General features: G+C 65.1%; 14 protein-coding genes. 8 read left to right on the top strand and 6 right to left on the bottom strand.

Going from position 1 to position 14,177, the window contains the following annotated elements; genetic code table 11:
• Window positions 1-1,243 (bottom strand): AMP-binding protein (locus tag QUV18_RS15920; RefSeq protein WP_300894997.1); only part of this gene is annotated, 1,243 nt, incomplete at its 3' end.
• A 214-nt stretch (window positions 1,244-1,457) separates the two neighbouring features.
• Between QUV18_RS15920 and QUV18_RS15915 the strand changes: the two genes are divergently transcribed.
• From QUV18_RS15915 to QUV18_RS15905, 3 genes are read left to right on the top strand one after another with little or no spacing between them, the layout of a single operon-like run.
• Window positions 1,458-2,057, top strand: coding sequence for a 2-hydroxychromene-2-carboxylate isomerase (locus QUV18_RS15915; RefSeq protein ID WP_300894996.1), 600 nt, complete (start codon window positions 1,458-1,460; stop codon window positions 2,055-2,057).
• Window positions 2,050-3,954 carry a PAS-domain containing protein gene (locus QUV18_RS15910; protein WP_300894995.1) on the top strand — a complete coding sequence of 635 codons (1,905 nt, stop codon included), beginning with the start codon at window positions 2,050-2,052 and terminating at the stop codon, window positions 3,952-3,954. The genes QUV18_RS15915 and QUV18_RS15910 overlap by 8 nt, the downstream gene beginning before the upstream one ends.
• Window positions 3,951-4,652, top strand: a complete 702-nt coding sequence (locus tag QUV18_RS15905; protein WP_300894994.1) for a response regulator transcription factor — start codon at window positions 3,951-3,953, stop codon at window positions 4,650-4,652. Before QUV18_RS15910 ends, QUV18_RS15905 begins: the two co-directional genes overlap by 4 nt.
• An 85-nt stretch (window positions 4,653-4,737) precedes the next feature.
• Here QUV18_RS15905 and QUV18_RS15900 read toward each other — a convergent pair whose 3' ends face one another.
• The gene (locus QUV18_RS15900) at window positions 4,738-5,652 is read right to left on the bottom strand and encodes an HNH endonuclease (RefSeq protein WP_300894993.1); all 915 of its coding nucleotides are present in this window, start codon (window positions 5,650-5,652) and stop codon (window positions 4,738-4,740) included.
• Between the two features lie 39 nt (window positions 5,653-5,691).
• On the bottom strand, window positions 5,692-8,475 hold the full coding sequence (fdhF, locus tag QUV18_RS15895) for a formate dehydrogenase subunit alpha (RefSeq protein WP_300894992.1): 2,784 nt from the start codon (window positions 8,473-8,475) through the stop codon (window positions 5,692-5,694).
• A 191-nt stretch (window positions 8,476-8,666) separates the two neighbouring features.
• Between fdhF and QUV18_RS15890 the strand changes: the two genes are divergently transcribed.
• The 5 genes from QUV18_RS15890 (at window position 8,667) to QUV18_RS15870 (ending at window position 12,433) form a co-directional block, all read left to right on the top strand.
• Window positions 8,667-9,008 carry a metalloregulator ArsR/SmtB family transcription factor gene (locus QUV18_RS15890; protein WP_300894991.1) on the top strand — a complete coding sequence of 114 codons (342 nt, stop codon included), beginning with the start codon at window positions 8,667-8,669 and terminating at the stop codon, window positions 9,006-9,008.
• Window positions 9,005-9,478, top strand: a complete 474-nt coding sequence (locus tag QUV18_RS15885; RefSeq protein WP_300894990.1) for an SRPBCC family protein — start codon at window positions 9,005-9,007, stop codon at window positions 9,476-9,478. The genes QUV18_RS15890 and QUV18_RS15885 overlap by 4 nt, the downstream gene beginning before the upstream one ends.
• Window positions 9,479-9,571: 93 nt before the next feature.
• Window positions 9,572-10,222, top strand: a complete 651-nt coding sequence (locus tag QUV18_RS15880) for a histidine phosphatase family protein (protein ID WP_300894989.1) — start codon at window positions 9,572-9,574, stop codon at window positions 10,220-10,222.
• Window positions 10,223-10,234: 12 nt separating this feature from the next.
• Window positions 10,235-11,290, top strand: coding sequence for a saccharopine dehydrogenase (locus QUV18_RS15875; RefSeq protein WP_300894988.1), 1,056 nt, complete (start codon window positions 10,235-10,237; stop codon window positions 11,288-11,290).
• Window positions 11,291-11,293: 3 nt separating this feature from the next.
• On the top strand, window positions 11,294-12,433 hold the full coding sequence (locus tag QUV18_RS15870; protein ID WP_300894987.1) for a saccharopine dehydrogenase family protein: 1,140 nt from the start codon (window positions 11,294-11,296) through the stop codon (window positions 12,431-12,433).
• Between the two features lie 6 nt (window positions 12,434-12,439).
• Here the strand turns inward: QUV18_RS15870 and QUV18_RS15865 are convergent, their stop codons facing one another.
• The 3 genes from QUV18_RS15865 to QUV18_RS15855 all read right to left on the bottom strand — a co-directional run bounded on the left by QUV18_RS15865 (window position 12,440) and on the right by QUV18_RS15855 (window position 14,129).
• Entirely contained in the window at window positions 12,440-13,276 is an 837-nt protein-coding gene (locus QUV18_RS15865) for an MBL fold metallo-hydrolase (protein WP_300894986.1), read from the bottom strand.
• 5 nt (window positions 13,277-13,281) lie between these two features.
• The gene (locus QUV18_RS15860) at window positions 13,282-13,725 is read right to left on the bottom strand and encodes a heme-binding protein (RefSeq protein ID WP_300894985.1); all 444 of its coding nucleotides are present in this window, start codon (window positions 13,723-13,725) and stop codon (window positions 13,282-13,284) included.
• A gap of 77 nt (window positions 13,726-13,802) precedes the next feature.
• Window positions 13,803-14,129 carry a DUF3775 domain-containing protein gene (locus QUV18_RS15855; RefSeq protein ID WP_300894984.1) on the bottom strand — a complete coding sequence of 109 codons (327 nt, stop codon included), beginning with the start codon at window positions 14,127-14,129 and terminating at the stop codon, window positions 13,803-13,805.
• Window positions 14,130-14,177 lie beyond the last annotated feature (48 nt).

Raw genomic sequence — 14,177 nt, 5'->3', positions numbered from 1 at the left:
CCACCCCCGGCGCGGGCACGCCCACCGTGTCCGACCGCACCTCGCCATCGGGCTGGACGGTGATGAAGACCGAGGCCTCGGTCTGGCCGTAAAGCTGTTTCAGGTTGATCCCGAGCGAGCGGTAGAAATCGAAGATCTCGGGCCCGATCGCCTCGCCCGCGGTATAGCCCACGCGCACCCGGCCGAAGCCCATCGTGTCCTTCAGCGGGCCATAGACGCACAGGTCGCCCAGCCAGTACTTGAATCGATCCCAGCCGCTCACTTTCTTGCCGTCAAGGATCGCCGGGCCCACCCGCCGGGCATGCTCCATGAAATAGCGGAACATCCGCTGTTTCAGCCGGCTGGCATCCTCCATCCGGATCATCACGTTGGTGAGCTGCGTCTCGAACACCCGCGGCGGGGCGAAGTAATAGGTCGGCCCGATCTCGCGCAGGTCGGTCTGCATCGTATCGGCGCTTTCCGGGCAGTTCACGCAGAACGCGCACCAATAGGCCTGTCCGATCGAGAAGATGTAATCGCCCACCCACGCCATCGGCAGGTAGGCCAGCACCTCGTCCTCCTTGCGCAAATGGTCGAACTCGGCCGAGGATTTCGAGGCCTCGATGATGTTGCGGTTCGACAGCACCACGCCCTTGGGTTTGCCCGTGGTGCCAGAGGTGTAAAGCATCACGCAGATGCTGGAATACTCCAGCTTCTCGCGCCGCGCCTTGAGGTCGTCGATGAACTCTTCCCGTGCGGCGCGGCCCTGCTCCTGCACATGGGCATACTGGTGCAGCTTGTGATGGTCGTATTTCCGCAGGCCCCGCGGATCGACATAGATCATGTGCTCGAACTGGTGCAGCTTGTCCTGGATGTCGATGATCTTGTCGACCTGCTCCTGGTCCTCGACGATGGCAAACCGCGCGCCGCAATGCTCCAGCACATAGGCCATCTCGTCGGATGCCGCATCCTGGTAGACCGGCACGGGAACCGCGCCCACCGATTGCGCGGCCACCATCGACCAGTAGAAATGCGGCCGGTTTCGCCCGGCAATGGCGATGAAGTCGCCCTCGTTCACCCCGAGGTTCAGCAGGCCCAGGGCCAGCGCCTCGATCTCCTTCTCGGTTTCGGCCCAGGTCCAGCTTTGCCAGATGCCGAATTCCTTTTCCCGATAGGCGGGGCGATGTGCGAATTGGCTTGCGTTTCGCTGCAATAGCGCCGGAATGGACCGAAGCCCATCCGTCGCCTGTGACGACTTACCCAAGTTTTCTCCTCCCTTTGTCCGCAATGCGAACAGATCGCCTTTGGGGCGATTCATTCCCCAATAAAGCGTGCTCCCGACCGTTGCCGTCAACTTTTTCCTGAAGATTTCCCAAATCTTACGAATTGTAACAGGCCGGCTGCCAAGGCTTGACACCACCCGACCGCCGCCGGAAACCTGCATCGACCCCTGCAATCCAGCGCGGAAGGAGGACCGCATGGCACGCCCCAGGCTGGAATTCTGGTTCGAATTCGCCTCGACCTATTCCTATCTCAGCGCGATGCGCCTGCCCGGACTTGCCCAGGCGGCCGGGGTCGACGTGGTCTGGCGGCCGTTCCTGCTGGGCCCGATCTTCAACAGCCAGGGCTGGAAGACCTCGCCGTTCAACATCTACCACGCCAAGGGCAACTACATGTGGCGCGACATGGCGCGCCGGGCCGACAGGCTGGGGCTGGGCTTTCACCGCCCCGACCCCTTCCCGCAGAACAGCCTGCTCGCCGCCCGCGTGGCCCAGGCCGCACCAGAGGGGGCGGCGAAGGTGGCGTTCTGCCAGAACGTCTATCTCATGGAGTTCGCCGAGGCACAGGACATCTCCGAGCCCGACGTGATCGCGGCCTGCGCCGGGATGGCGAAGCTGCCCGACGGTATTTTCGACGCAGCCCAAGGCGACGAGAACAAGCACGCGCTCCGGCTGGCAACGGAGGAGGCCGGCCGCCGCGGCATATTCGGCGCCCCGAGCTTCACCGTCGGCGACGAGCTGTTCTGGGGCGATGACCGGCTGGAAGACGCGCTGGAATGGGCCGCGCGCGATGGCTGACTCGCTCCAGACCGACATGATGACCATGGCGGGCCTGAACCTGATCCAGCAGGCCCTGACGATCTATGACCGCGACCTGCAACTCGTGATCTGCAACCAGCGTTTCCGCGACATGTTCAACCTGCCCGACGCGCTCTGCACCCCCGGCGCCGGGTTCGAGGACACGATCCGCCACCTCGTGACGCGCGGCGAATACGGCCCTGTCGAGGATGTCGAGGCGGCCGTGCAGGCAAGGGTCGAAACCGCGATGGACTTCAAGCCGCATTACATGGAGCGGACCCGCTCGAACGGCCGGATGATCTCGGTCGAGGGCTCACCGCTGCCGCAGGGGGGGTGGGTTGCCGTCTATACCGACATCACCCGCGTCAAGCAGCAGGAAACCCTGCTCCGCACCCGCTCGGAGGAGCTGTCGGGCCAGCTTCTGGGCTATTCCGAGGAACTGGCCGCCACCAACCGCCGCCTCCAGGCCACGATCACCGCGCTGGAGGAAGCCCAGCGGCAATTGACCGAATCCGAGGCCCGCACAAGGCTGACGACCGAGATGATGCCGGCCCATATCGCCCATGTCGGCGGCGACCGGCGCTACACCTATTCCAACCGCCGTCTCAGTGCCGTGCTGCCTGGCTCGAAATCCGACATCATCGGCCTGCCCATCGACGAGGCGCTCGATCGGGCGGCCTATGGCATGATCCGCGAAAGGCTCGACGCGGCCTTCGCGGGCGAGGCTTCGGTGTTCGAGTTCACCCACGAACCCAGTTCCCGCCGCATCCGCACGGCCTTTACGCCCGACGAAACGCAGGGCGGCGTCTACCTGCTGTCGATGGACGTCACCGAAGAGGCCCAGACCCGTGCCGCCCTGCAACAGACCCGCCGACGCGAGATGGCGGCGCAACTGACCAGCGGCATGGCGCATGACTTCTCGAACCTGCTGACCATCATCCTCGGCATGCAGTCCAAGCTGCAACGCATGGACCTGCCGGAAGCGGCCAGCGGCCTGATCAACGCCACGATCTCGGCGGCACGGCGGGGCGGCGGGCTGCTCAACCGGATCGCCGACATGACCGGCCCGCGCGAACACACCGCCCGGCCCACCAACCTGCCGCGGTTCCTCTCCGACCTCGAAACGCTGGCCCTGTCGACCCTGCCGGAGGGGGTGGAGCTGTCGATCAACAACCTGGCCGACGCACCATCCTACAGCCTAGATACGGGCATGTTGCAGGATTCGCTGCTCAACCTGGTGATCAATGCGCGCGACGCCTGTGGCGCCTCGGGCCGGATCACGCTGACGGCCCGCAGCGTGCGCGAGACATGGCTCGAATTCACGGTCGAGGATACCGGCCCCGGCTTTTCCGAACAGGCGCTGCAACACGCGCTGGCGCCGTTCTTCACGACGAAAGGCGGCGAGGGGTCGGGGCTCGGACTGGCGATGGTCTATGACATGACCAAGCTGGCGGGCGGGCGGGTACACCTGTCGAACACCGATGGCGGCGGGCGTGTCGCCATCCGCCTGCCCCTGCGCGTGGCCGAGGGCGGGGCGGCGCCCGGGTTGGTGCTTCTGGTCGAGGACAGCCCCGACCTGCGCGACACGATCCGCGAGATGCTGCGCGAGGCCGGCCACATGGTGATCGAGGCGTCCAGCGCGGGCGAGGCCCTGTCGCTGATGGCCGAACTGCCGGAGATCTCGGCGCTCCTGTCGGACATCTCGCTCGAGGGCGACCAGACCGGGCTCGATCTAATCGATGCGCTGCCCGAGGGGCATTGCCCGGCCTACCTGATGACCTCGCTGCCGCCCGACGACCCGCTGCACCGCGCCGCCCGTGACCGCGCGCCGGTCCTGCGCAAACCCTTCGCCGCCGCCGAGCTCGAAGCGCTTCTGGCCACCGGGGCCGCCGCATGACCGCGCCGCTGGTTACCATCCTCGACGACGAGCCCGCGATCCGCTCGATGCTGTCCGACGCGCTGGAAGAGGCCGGGTTCCGCACCATGGCTTTTTCCCGCGCGACCGAGTTCGAGGCGGCGATCCGGCAGACGAAACCGGATGTCTGCCTCGTCGACCTGTCGCTGCCGGACCGCGACGGGCTGACGCTGGTGCACCGGCTGGCGCTGGAGCAGGGGGCGACCGTCATCATCATCTCGGGCCGCGCCCAGGTCCAGGACCGGGTGACGGGGCTCGAACTGGGCGCCGACGACTACATCATCAAGCCGTTCGATCCGGCCGAAGTGGTGGCCCGCATCCGCGCCCGCCTGCGCCGCGACACACCGACGCCGCAAACCGGCGATACCGCCCGCTTCAACGGCTGGACGGCGCATTTCGACCGCTACGCGCTGGAGGATGACACCGGCGCCGAAACGCCCTTTTCCCATGCCGAGGGCGAGGTGCTGCGCCTGTTCCTCGAACGGCCCAAGCGGCTGATCTCCCGGCAGGCCATGCAGGAGGCGCTGGGCGGCGCCGCAGGCGACAGCTTCGACAGGGCAATGGACGTCCGCATCTCTCGCCTGCGCACCAAGCTGCGCGAAGACCCCAAGAACCCCCGCCTGATCAAGACCATCTACGGGGCGGGCTACATCTTCCTCGGGGATGTCGACTGGGGGTAGGGTGGGCCGGACAATGCCCGCCCCCGCTTACTGCGTCGCCCGCCGTTGGGTTTGGCGCCGAGGCAATATGGCAGGCCGGGACTGATCAGGAAGCGGCGCCGTAGACATACTCGCGGTGAAACCGGATGTAATCAGGGTGCGGGTGGTGTCTTGGATCATCGGGAAGCGTCAGTCTGCCAGTCGGCGAAATCAGCCGCCTTCGCACGTCACTTGGGACCTTGTTGTCCGAGACTAGGATTTCGTAGTCGTCCCCGATCGATATCAACCCTCTGTCGAACATCCAGTGCAGAGTTCCAGACAGCGCGATACCGTTGATGATAATATCAGGGCCGCCCTCCTTCACGGGTCGAATATGCGCTGCCTGCACCTCGGACCTGCCGAACCCGTTCCTCAAATCAAGACCGGAGATTGCACACCGTCCGTTGTAGGCCCACTTCACCATTCTCGCAAATGACTGTTCTCGGGCCGGGCGTGACGTCAGGATCATCGCTCTGATGTCGGTCAGTGGCGCCTGTTCAAACGCGGCCTGGTCCTCGGAGAACTCGTATTCCGGCGAAACGGCCTCGCGCGGAAGAGCATTTGGGCCCTCCAGTGGCTTCAACCCGGCCGATACAATCCTGGTGAATTCGTCGAAGCTGAGCCGCCTTACAGCCGAAACGCTCGCACCCCCAGCGATAGCGCGACCATCCTGGCCTCGAAGAGAATTCTCGTAAGCTAAGCCCGCGGGATCATTGCGAGGTACAGTCCTTTCGAACTGCCAGAGTGTATTTGCCTCGAGCCATGCATAATAGTGGTCCGAGCGGGATTGATCAGGCGTAACAGACGTCACTTTCTGCACAGCGACGTAGCCCAGTGCGCCTTGCTTCCCTTCGTAGAATACGACCCAATCGCCGACGCACTCTTCGACAGTCTTCAGATATCGCCGCGGGAAATGATAGCAGATCCCCGGTCTGTCTTCGTAAATGGACTCAGGATTCTGAATGAAGACTGCGTTGGCCATTCCGTTATCAAACGCATCTGGCCAGCACAGTGCAACATCTTACTCCGCCGCGACCTGCTCCGGGTCGGCGGCCTCGACCCGGACGGCCGAGTATTTGAACTCGGGGATCTTGCCGTAGGGGTCGAGCGCCGGGTTCGTGAGGATGTTCGCCGCCGCCTCGACATAGGCGAATGGCAGGAACACCATGTCGGGCGCGATGGCGCGGTCGGCGCGGGCCATGACCTCGATGCTGCCGCGCTTTGTGGTCAGCCGGATCATGCCGCCCGGTTCGACGCCCAGCTTGCGAAGCGTCGAGGGGTGCAGCGAGCAGTTGGCCTCGGGCTCGACCGCGTCCAGCACCGAGGCGCGGCGGGTCATCGACCCGGTGTGCCAGTGTTCGAGCTGTCGGCCGGTGGTCAGGACCATCGGGTACTCCGCGTCCGGCACATCGTCCGGCGGGATGACGCTGGCCGGGGTGAAGCGTGCCCGGCCTTCGCTGCGCGGGAAGCCGTCGCCGAAGACGATGGGCTGCCCCGGATCCTCGGGCGAGAGCGACGGGTAGGTCACCGCGTTCTCTTTCGCCAGCCGGTCCCACGTGATGTTGTCGAAGGACTTCATGTTCAACTTCATCTCGGCGAAGACGTCCGCCGGGCTGTCATAGCGCCAGTCGAGCCCGAGGCGCTGCGCCAGTTCGACCGTGATCATCCAGTCCTCGCGCGCCTCGCCCGGGGGCGACACGGCGGGGCGGCCCATCTGGACCTGCCGGTTGGTGTTGGTGACGGTGCCCGACTTCTCGTAGAAGGCCGAGGCGGGCAGGATCACGTCGGCGTAGTTCGCCGTTTCGGTCAGGAAGATATCCTGCACCACGAGGTGATCGAGCTTGGCTAGCGCATCGCGGGCGTGTTCGACATCGGGGTCGGACATGGCCGGGTTCTCGCCCAGGATATACATGCCTCGGGTGTTGCCGGCGTGAACGTCATCCATGATCTCGGTGACGGTCAGGCCCTTCTCGCTCGAGAAATCGCCGGACTCCCAGACCTCGGTGAACGCCTTGCGCACGCCATCGTCTGTGACGGACTGGTAGTCGGGCAGGAACATCGGAATCAGCCCCGCATCCGAGGCGCCCTGCACGTTGTTCTGACCACGCAGCGGGTGCAGCCCGGTGCCGGGCCGGCCCACATGGCCGCACATCAGCGCCAGCGAAATCAGGCAGCGCGAGTTGTCGGTGCCGTGGATATGCTGCGAGATGCCCATGCCCCAGAAGATCATGCCGCGCTTGGCGGTAGCGAAGTCGCGGGCGACCTCGCGCAGCGTGTCGGCGGGAATGCCGCACAGCGCTTCCATCTTCTCGGGCGGGAACTGGGCGAGGTGCTCCTTCTCGGCCTCCCAGTTCTCGGTGAAGGCCTCGATATATTGCTGGTCGTAGAGCTTCTCCTCGACGATCACGTGCATGATCGCGTTGAGCATCGACACGTCGGCGCCCGGCTTGAACTGCAGCATGTGGGTCGCGAAGCGGCGCAGGCCAACGCCGCGCGGGTCCATCACGATCAGCTTGCCGCCGCGCTTGGTGAACTGCTTGAAATAGGTCGCGGCGACGGGGTGGTTCTCGATCGGGTTGGCGCCGATGACGATGGCCACGTCGGCATTCTCGATCTCGTTGAACGTCGCGGTCACGGCGCCGGAACCGACATTCTCCATCAGCGCGGCCACCGAGGAGGCATGGCACAGCCGGGTGCAGTGGTCGACGTTGTTATGGCCAAAGCCCTGGCGGATGAACTTCTGGAAGAGATAGGCCTCTTCATTGGTGCACTTGGCGCTGCCGAAGCCCGCGACCGACTTGCCGCCATGCACGTCCTTCAGCGTCTTCAGACCGCCGGCGGCGAAGGCCATCGCCTCTTCCCAGTCGGCCTCGCGGAAGAATTCCTGCCAGTTCGACGGGTCGACGTTCAGACCCTTCTCGGGTGCATCCTCGCGCCGGATGAGCGGCTTGGTCAGGCGGTGGGGGTGGTGGATGTAGTCGAAACCGAACCGGCCCTTCACGCAGAGCCGGCCCTCGTTCGCGGGGCCGTTGATGCCGTCGACATATTTCACCTTGCCGTCCTTGACCTTCAGGCTGACCTGGCAGCCGACGCCGCAGAACGGGCAGACGCTTTGAACTTCCTCGTCGTAATCGGCGCTGTCGCCGACCTGTGCCTCGTCCAGCACGGTGGCTTCCATCAGCGCGCCGGTGGGGCAGGCCTGAACGCATTCGCCGCAGGCCACGCAGGTCGATTCGCCCATCGGGTCGTCGAAGTCGAAGACAGGGTAGGCATCGTGCCCACGGCCCGCCATGCCGATCACGTCGTTGACCTGGACCTCGCGACAGGCGCGGACGCACAGGTTGCACTGGATGCAGGCATCAAGATTGACGCGCATGGCCACGTGGCTGTCGTCGAGAAGCGGCACGCGGTCCTTTTCGAGCTTCGGAAAACGGCTTTCGGTGACGCCCTGAAGCTTTGCCATGTCCCACAGGTGGCTCGACTTGTCGTGCGCCTCTTCCTGTTCGGGCTGGTCGGCCAGCAGCATTTCGACCACCAGCTTGCGCGCCGTCTCGGCCCGGGCGGAATTGGTGGTGACGTTCATGCCGTCCTTCGCCTCGCGGATGCAGGAGGCGACAAGCGTGCGCTCGCCCTCGACCTCGACCATGCAGGCCCGGCAATTGCCGTCGGGGCGATAGCCCGGCGCCGGCTTGTGGCACAGGTGCGGAATCACCAGCCCGCGGCCATGGGCCACTTCCCAGATCGTCTGGCCGGCCACGGCTTCGACTTCCTTGCCATCCAGCGTGATCTTGATCGTCTCGGACATGGGGCGCCTCCTTTGTCGCGCATGATAGAGCATGTGCGCGGGAATTCGAGTCCGACAATCCCGACACCTCGCAACGGATTTGCGCCACGGGCAGCGAAGGAAGTTTCTGATCGTCAACAGGATGGGTGATTATTTAGGTGAATGACTAAGTTTTTGCTTGAACGGAATCATGCCGTCACTTACTAAGCCTTATGGCTAAGTATGATGCAAAGCTCGATGCCGTCTTCACCGCGCTCGGCGATCCGACCCGTCGTGAGATCCTGTCGCGGCTGGCGCGGGGCCCGGCCAGCGTCAGCGAGCTGGCGGCGCCGCACGACATGGCGCTGCCGTCCTTCATGGGCCATCTGCGAAAGCTGGAGGACGCCCGGCTGATCGCGACCGAGAAACAGGGCCGAACCCGCATCTGCAGGCTGATGCCCGATGCCTTCCTGCCGGTTACCGGCTGGCTGGAGGAACAGCGCGCCCTGTGGGAGGGGCGGCTGGACCAGTTCGACGACTATGTCACCCAACTTGCAAGGAAACGCGAAAAATGACGACCCTCGATCCGAAAACTGATCTCAGCTTCACAAGAACCCTCAAGGCACCACGGGCGCTTCTCTGGGAATGCTGGACCACACCCGAGCACATCAAGCAATTCTTTGTACCCAAGCCCCACCAGGTGACGGATTGCGAGATCGACCTGCGGGTCGGCGGCCGGTTCAACACGGCTTTCGAGGTGGAGGGCAACCGGATGGAAAACAAGGGTGTCTGGCTTGAAGTGGTCGACCAGGAAAAGCTGGTCTTCACCGATGCCTACTCCGAAGGCTGGAAACCCGCGCCCGACCCGTTCATGACCGCCATCGTCCTGTTCGAGGATGCCGGCAACGGCGAGACGACCTATACCGCCATCGCCCGGCACCGCTCGGAGGAGTCGCGCAAGACCCATGAAGACATGGGCTTCTTCGATGGCTGGGGCACGGTTGCCGAGCAGCTCGAGGCTTACGCGCAGTCGCTTGCGAAGTAACCGGCCCGGCGCAGTCCCACAAAACTACGCCACCTGCTTTTCCCTTCGCCGGATCGCCGCTAAGAACGTGCGGAACGACGAAAGAGGGCGCAGGTGGCGGAAATAATCCTTGTGCGGCACGGGCAGGCGAACAGCCATGCCACCGACGAAGAGAGCTATGACAGGCTGTCCGATCTCGGGCGGGAGCAGGCAAGATGGCTGGGGGCGCATCTGCGCGACACCAACCCGCATTTCGACGCCGTCATCACCGGAACCCTGTCGCGCCAGACCGAAACGGCTCTGGAGATGGGGTTTGACATCACCAAGCAGGATGCGCGGCTCGACGAGCTGAGCTATTTCGCCATGGCCACGGCGATGGAGGCCCAGCACGGCATCCCCGCGCCGCGCGACCCGACAGAGTTCGCCATCCACCTGCCGCAGGTCATCACCCACTGGACCGAGGACCGACTGATCACGGTGCCCGAGACCTATCCACAGTTTTCCGAACGCGTGACCGCGGTGGTCGACGAGCTGTGCGGCGGGAACGGGCGCATCCTGATCGTGACCTCCGGCGGCGTGATCGGGATGGCGATGCGCCACGCGCTCGGGCTGGACAACAACGGCATGGCCAAGGTCATGCTGCAGATCATGAACAGCTCGATGCACCGGCTGCATTACGTGCATGACATGCTGATGGTGGGCACGTTCAACGCCACGCCGCACCTGGACGCGCCCGACAGGGCCCATGCCCGCACCTTTGTCTGAGGAATTTCGAGAATGACGCATCTTTGGGTCCGCGCCGAGCAGCGGGAGAACGAGGAACGTGTCGGCGTCACGCCCGCCGGCGCGGCGGAGCTGATCGCGCAGGGGGTGCGCGTGACGGTCGAGGTCAGCGCCACGCGCATCCTGCCAATCAAGGGCTATGCCGATGCGGGTTGCGAGGTGGCGCCGGAGAACAGCTGGCCGGATGCCCCGCGTGACGCCATCATCTTCGGGCTCAAGGAGTTGCCCGACGATGGCACGCCATTGCCGCACCGGCACATCATGTTCGGCCATGCCTTCAAGGGCCAGTTCGCCGGCCGCCGCCTGCTGGAACGGTTCAAGGCCGGGGGCGGGACGCTCTATGACCTCGAGTACCTCGTGGATGAGAACGGCCGCCGCGTTGCCGCTTTCGGCTACTGGGCGGGCTATGCCGGGGCGGCGGTGTCGCTCAAGGCGTGGGCGGCGCAGAAACAGGGCGGCCATTGCCCGCCGGTCAGCACGTGGCGGGACAAGGGCGCGCTGCTGTCCGACCTCGCTGCCGATCTCGACAGCGCGGGCGGAACGCGGCCCACCGCCATCGTGATCGGCGCGCTGGGCCGGGTCGGCACCGGTGCGGCAGACCTCTGCGAGGCCATGGGCATCACCCCCACCCGATGGGACCTGGAGGAAACCGCCTCGGGCGGGCCGTTCCCGGAGATCCTGGGCCACGACCTGTTCTTCAACTGCATCCTCGCCCGTCCCGGCACACCCGTCTTCGTGCCGCAATCGGCGCTGACAGCGGATCGCCGGCTTTCCGTCGTGGGCGATATCGCCTGCGACCCCGACAGCGATTACAACCCGGTGCCCGTCTACGACGAGGCCACCACGTGGGCCGCGCCGGTGGTCCGGGTACATGATGCCCCGCCGCTCGACGTGATGGCGATCGACAACCTGCCGTCGCTTTTGCCGCTGGAGTCGTCGGAAGACTTCGCCGAACAGCTCTTGCCCTCGCTCAAGGCATTGGACAAGTTGCACGAAAATGTCTGGGGCCGGGCCGAGGCCACGTTCCGGACCCATCTGAAGGAGGTCTGAAACATGACGATTCATTGGTGCGGCACCGGTCTTTCCGCCATCCCCGGCCTGCGGCGGCTGATCGAGAACGGGCACCCCGTCAAGGTCTGGAACCGCACGGTCGACAAGGCACGCGAAGCCGTGGGCGACCTGACCGACAATATCGCCGCCTTCGATTTTGATCAGCTTTCGGCAGAGACCGAAGAGGGCGACCTGGTCGTCTCGATGCTGCCGGGCGACTGGCACGTACCGATTGCGGAGATGTGCATCAACCACGGGGCGCATTTCGTCTCCTCCTCCTACATCGCGCCCGAGATGCGGGAGCTTCATGCCAAGGCGCTGGTGCGCGGGGTGTGCTGTGTCAACGAGGTCGGCCTTGACCCCGGCATCGACCACCTGATGGCGCATCACCTCGTGACCGACTACCGCGGGTCGGACAAATACGCGCCCGAGAACGACTTGTCCTTCACCTCCTACTGCGGCGGCATCCCGAAACATGCCAACGCGTTCCGCTACAAGTTCAGCTGGTCGCCCCTCGGCGTGCTGAAGGCGCTGCGCTCGCCCTCGCGGTCGATCCGGAACTTCACCGAGTTGCAGGTGGCCCGGCCGTGGGATGCGATTTCCAGCTACGACGCGCCGCTGCCCACGCCGGAAACCTTCGAGGTCTATCCGAACCGCGACAGCGTGCCCTTCATCGAGGATTACCGCTTCGACCCGTCGTGGAGGGTGAAGGAATTCGTGCGCGGTACGCTGCGGCTCAACGGCTGGACCGAGGCGTGGAAGGACATCTTCGCCGAGGTCGAGACGCTGGAAGGCAAGTCCGGCGACGACCGGTTGCGCGAGATGTCCGAGCAGTTCTGGAACGAGCACGCCTATGACGAGGGTGAGCCTGACCGGGTGGTGCTTTGCGTCTCGCTCAAGGCCGAGCGCGAGGGGGTGACCGTCTGGCACAAGACCTTCGTGATGGATGCCTGGGGCGACGAGCGCGGCACGGCAATGGCGCGCCTTGTCTCGATTCCGGTTTCGATGGCGATCGAGGCGGTGCTGAACCGCGAGATCCCCGCCGGCGTGTCGCCCGCGCCGCATGATCCACGGCTGGTCTTGCGGTTCCTCGGCGAGGTGGACCGGCTGGCGCAGCATCTGCAGGTGGTGAACCACGTCTGACGGCGGTCAGCCGGTGAAGCTGGCCTTTGAATAGAGCAGGGTCATGCGCGGGTTGATCTCGCGCTGGCCGTCGTGCGGTGGGCCTGTCAGCAGGTCGCACAGGGCGGCATGCAGCGCGGCAAGATCGGCATGGCCGAGCCGGGGCATGTCATCGGTGCCGCCCTCGGTCTGGCCATGCGCGCCGAGGATGTCGATGTCTTCCGGTAATATGTCGAACAGCGTTTCGAGCGTTGCCCGGTAGGCAGGCAGCGAGGCGCCGGGCGTCTGCGCGTAGAGGTGGCCGCGATAGAGGAAATCGGCGGCATAGAGGCGGTTTCGGCCCGGCTCCCACAGCGAAACCGAGTCGGGCGAATGGCCGGGGGTGTGCAGAACGTGCAGGTGGCGCAGTCCAACTTGCAGGACATCGCCGATCCCGACCCAGTGACCGACAGGGAAGCTCGGTGGTGAGAGGGTCTCGTAATGGCCGAGATACGCTTCCTCCGTCGGGGTCAGCACATTATCGGGCGCCATCGCCCGAAGCATGGGCAGGTCGGCCACGATGACCGGGCCGAAGGCGTCGACGCCGCCGAGATGGTCGAAATGCATGTGCGAGGGGAAGGCGCGTGTCGAGACACCGGCATGGCGATGCACCACCGGCCCGATGGAACGCCGACCGGAGCCCGTGTCGAACAGCAGGCTCTCGCCGCCATCGGTGATCAAGTAACTCCAGTTCTTCTGGTGATAGGCCGGCTCTCCGATCGCCAGGGTGTCGGCATCGACAGTGCCGACGGCGAACCAGTCGTCTTCCCATGCCAGCCCCTCGGGAAGCGTGACGGAGTCTATCGGCTGTTCCAGATCACACACGCCGCTCATCCGGCATCTGCCACGAAGCCGGCCGACTCGATCCCGGCCATGGCGAAGGCCTCGTCGAACTCCCCGGCCTCGCCCGCGACGCCGACCGCGCCCAGCACCTTGCCGCCCGAATCCCTTACGAAAACGCCGCCCTTGCTGGCGGTCAGGGGCAGGCCGGAGCGGGCCATGGCCACCTCGCGCACACCGTGAAACCAGTTCGGCGTCTCGTCGGCCCATTCCATCACGGTCTTCGTGGGCTTGCCGTACAGGATGCAGGTGCGCGCCTTGGCCTCGGCGATATGCGACAGAAGCGGCGCCGCGTCAGGCTCTCGCAGCATGGCCAGCGGATGGCCACCGGCATCGACCACGCAGACCGCGATTCGCCGTTCCGGGCCAGAGCGTGTGCCGGACAGCGCGGTTTCGATGATCCGCTGCGCGGCGGGCAGGGAAAGGTCGGTCATGGGCCGGGCCTTGCTTGGGGCGTGTCCCGCGAAGCCTAGCACGGCCCGGCATCGATCCGGAGGCGTTTTCTGCCGCTTCAGCCGCCGCGCACGAGGTCGTCTTCGTCGTCGATCACCGAAATGCCCAGCTCGTCCATCCCGTTCTCGAGATGATCAGACAGGTGCGGCGAGCCGAGCAGGTAATCGGCCGTCGGCGTCGTTGCCTCGTTCATCGCCGTGGACTTCGCCTCCTCCAGCTCGTCGGCGCCAAAGCTGCCCCGGCCGATCCACATCACGGCGACAAGGCTTGCCTGTTCCTCTTCGGTCAGGCGGTCGATGAAGGCCCGAAGCTCGCCCTCGGCGCGGCCAAGTTCGCGCGCCATCAGGATTACCTGGGCGACTTTGTAACTGCTGATATCAAGCATGGTTCAACTCCCGTTCTCGCGTATGGAGAGGTTCATCGCCTCTCAGCT

The sequence above is a fragment of the Roseovarius sp. genome (assembly GCF_030373445.1).
GTDB lineage: Bacteria > Pseudomonadota > Alphaproteobacteria > Rhodobacterales > Rhodobacteraceae > Roseovarius.
The sequence above is the reverse complement of the archived record's forward strand: the minus strand, read 5'-3'. Positions and strand labels throughout refer to the sequence as shown.